Source organism: Hallella colorans, assembly GCF_003096815.1.
Taxonomy (GTDB): Bacteria; Bacteroidota; Bacteroidia; order Bacteroidales; family Bacteroidaceae; genus Prevotella; species Prevotella colorans.
The window spans coordinates 1-2,746 of record NZ_QENY01000048.1 but is presented as its reverse complement, the minus strand read 5'-3'; the positions used below and the strand labels follow the sequence as shown (position 1 = coordinate 2,746).

The following is a 2,746-nucleotide window of genomic DNA, read 5'->3' as shown; positions in this document are numbered from 1 at the left end:
TTAGTAAAAACAAAGATAACCAAAAGGGCTGACACCTCGTGAGAAGTGTCAGCCCTAAATTATTTTGTTTAATAAAGTTTTACCGGACAGCAATAATACCGAAAAAGGATTCGTTTGAACATTACACAGACAAGAGAATTATGTCGATACAAAAGAAACTGAACGAAAGACCGAGAGAAAAATTAAACTTTTCTATACCTAAGTGCGAGTTCTTCAAACACGTTTTGTAATTTTGCACTTGCTGGTTGACTCTACGATAAAGAATTGCACAAGCAAGAAATGACAGATAATTTCGTTTATATAATAACAATATCCTAAATCTTTGTAATTATGAAAAAAGCATTTTACTGTCTAATTTGTCTCATAGGATTGTCGGCATGTTCTTCGGAGAATATCGTCCTCGATGCTTTGAGAGTTTATGATGTGGCTAACTCCACCTGTAAGTTAACTCTCTCTCCAACAGAAACACGCCCTGATTTCTATTTGGAAAATGATGCAAAACATACAACCCTTAGCATTGAGTTGGGAAAAGATGGTGTTGCCCAATGTGTGTTTGAAGATGTTGCAGCCAACTGCGCCGTAAGAAATATCTATGCGAACATCGCCAATCAAGACTATCATATTACCCTGATTGTGTATCATAATGTCCTTGATGCACTTGCTGATTGTATTTGTAAATACGATGTCAATTTTAAGATGAGCAAATTGACATCTGGAAATTATCAACTGAAAGTGTACTATGCCAGACCAAACATGAAATATGAAGAGTCTGATATTGTATATAACGGGCAGGTAAATATTGTTCAGAATAAAAAGACAAGAGTAACGCTCAATCCTAAAAAGGTGTTACCCGAAGTTTAGAATTTGCTCCTCAAAATGATTAATGGCAATAAGAGATAAACCAATTAAAACAATATGATATAAAAAAAGTTTATACGCCCTGCAAGTGCTTATTTTGTCGTTCCTATTTATTGGTTGCAACAGCGAGAATGAGCAGGTATTAACTCCAGCGCAAGTATCAAAAACGGAATTGTTTGCCATAGGGACAACCCGAATGACAAGGGCTACTTCAAGCCTCTATCTCTTTACACTTGACAACATCAAGTCTTTCAACGCACAGACTCGTGAGATTATCTTCCAAGATTTTGAGCCAACAAGTCAACTGTTTCCCATTTACCGTAACATAGAAATACATTCGTATAGTAGTGTTCTGCTCCATATCTCAACTTTTGTATCTTCCCTCAATAGCCAAATCTTTGGCTCAGCTGATATTTAATGGGGGAGGTAAAGGCTCAGTAGGTATTTTCTTTTGGGGAGATACCGTAGGTCCCTACGATTGTGGTAACCATGTACAAGCGCAAATAGGATTAAAAACAGGAAGATATGATGTAGGCATAAAAGTTCATACGCGTAAATTTCTACTGCACTCAGACGCTTCTTGAATCCGGTGTAGTTGTCTTCATTCATTCTTTGCTCCCCATGCTTCACTCTTCACTCCTTAGTCTTCATTTTACAAAATATAATTACTGTTTTTTGATCATTATTTTCGAGTCATCCAGAGCAAAAAGGGATACCTTTTTTTGTCAAAACCAAGTCGAGCTTTATCAAAAATCATAAGAGTGCCGCGATTGGTGCTTTCTCATAGCATGATTAGGCCTTATTGGCAGCATGATTAGATAGTAATGGCAATGCGATTAGTGCCTTATCATGTCGCGTTTAGGGCCTAAACATGCTGCAACTAATCAACGAAAATGAAGAAATATCGAAGTTGGTGTAAACTGACTGATAATGAGCAGGAAACGAAATAATTTGCATAGAAGTGCTCTTTTCAAAAAGAGTTATAATATGCAGATTTAGGCAGAAGTTCAGTTACCAGAGCGTTACCCGATTTTGCCATAGGTAACGATGGAGTAATATTCGGTAACTGAATTATTTTTACTCGTGTGGCTGTTGCTGCGGTCGGCAGTTTTCTGCATAAGAGAGAAACGCTTTGAAATTGGTAATTTTGCCACAAAACATCAAAGCGTATGAAAACAGAAAAAATGAAGGTGTTGCTCTACCTCAAAAAGAGCGGTCTGGACAAGTCGGGCAAGGCTCCGATTATGGGACGGATAACCATTGGGCGTTCCATCGCACAGTTCAGTTGCAAGCTCTCCTGCAATCCTGACTTGTGGAATCCCCGTGAGAGCAGAATGGACGGAAAAAGTTGTGAGGCGGTGGAAGTGAATGGCAGGTTGGAGAATTTGCTGCTGTCCATTCAGTCAGCCTATCAGTCTTTGCTTGCAAGAGGTTGCCCATTTGACGCAACCGATGTGAAGAAACAGTTTCAAGGAAGTGTGCAGACACGGTGCATGCTCATCGAAAGACTTGATATGCTCATAAAGGAGAAAGAAAGTCATGTCGGTGTAGACATCAGAAAAGAGTCAATGGCAAGCTATCACTCCACGAGAATCCACTTGCAGGAGTTCATCCAAAAGAAGTATAAGGTTTCAGACTTAGCCTTCTCACAACTGACAGAGAACTTCATCCATGAGTTTCAGCAGTACTTCTTGGGAGAGTGTGGATTTCAGGAAAGCTCATTCTACAATGTCGCCACTCATTTGAAAACGGTATGCAGGCTGGCTTACCGTGAGGGGTTGGCAGATATCCTACTTTTCGACAAAGTCAAAATCAGCAAGGGTAACAAGAAACTCCCCAAAGCACTTGACAGAGGGGCATTTGAGAAGTTAAAGACTCTCCACTTTGA

The 2,746-nt window shown here is 39.4% G+C and carries 2 protein-coding genes and 2 pseudogenes; all 4 read left to right on the top strand.

All coding sequences use genetic code 11. From position 1 onward, the window contains the following. Window positions 1-95: 95 nt before the first annotated feature. Window positions 96-230 (top strand): annotated as a pseudogene (locus C7379_RS13065) (IS30 family transposase); the annotation flags it as partial. Window positions 231-330: 100 nt separating this feature from the next. Then, window positions 331-861 carry a hypothetical protein gene (locus tag C7379_RS12480; RefSeq protein ID WP_116617548.1) on the top strand — a complete coding sequence of 177 codons (531 nt, stop codon included), beginning with the start codon at window positions 331-333 and terminating at the stop codon, window positions 859-861. Window positions 862-940: 79 nt separating this feature from the next. Continuing rightward, window positions 941-1,258, top strand: a pseudogene (locus C7379_RS13170) (hypothetical protein); the annotation flags it as partial. A 769-nt stretch (window positions 1,259-2,027) separates the two neighbouring features. Then, a partial coding sequence (locus tag C7379_RS12465) for a phage integrase SAM-like domain and Arm DNA-binding domain-containing protein (RefSeq protein ID WP_207773435.1) occupies window positions 2,028-2,746 on the top strand: 719 nt, incomplete at its 3' end.

Bases quoted from the DNA above. Each gene is read 5' to 3' on its own strand.
- C7379_RS12480 (WP_116617548.1), top strand. From the start codon at position 331: ATGAAAAAAGCATTTTACTGTCTAATTTGTCTCATAGGATTGTCGGCA.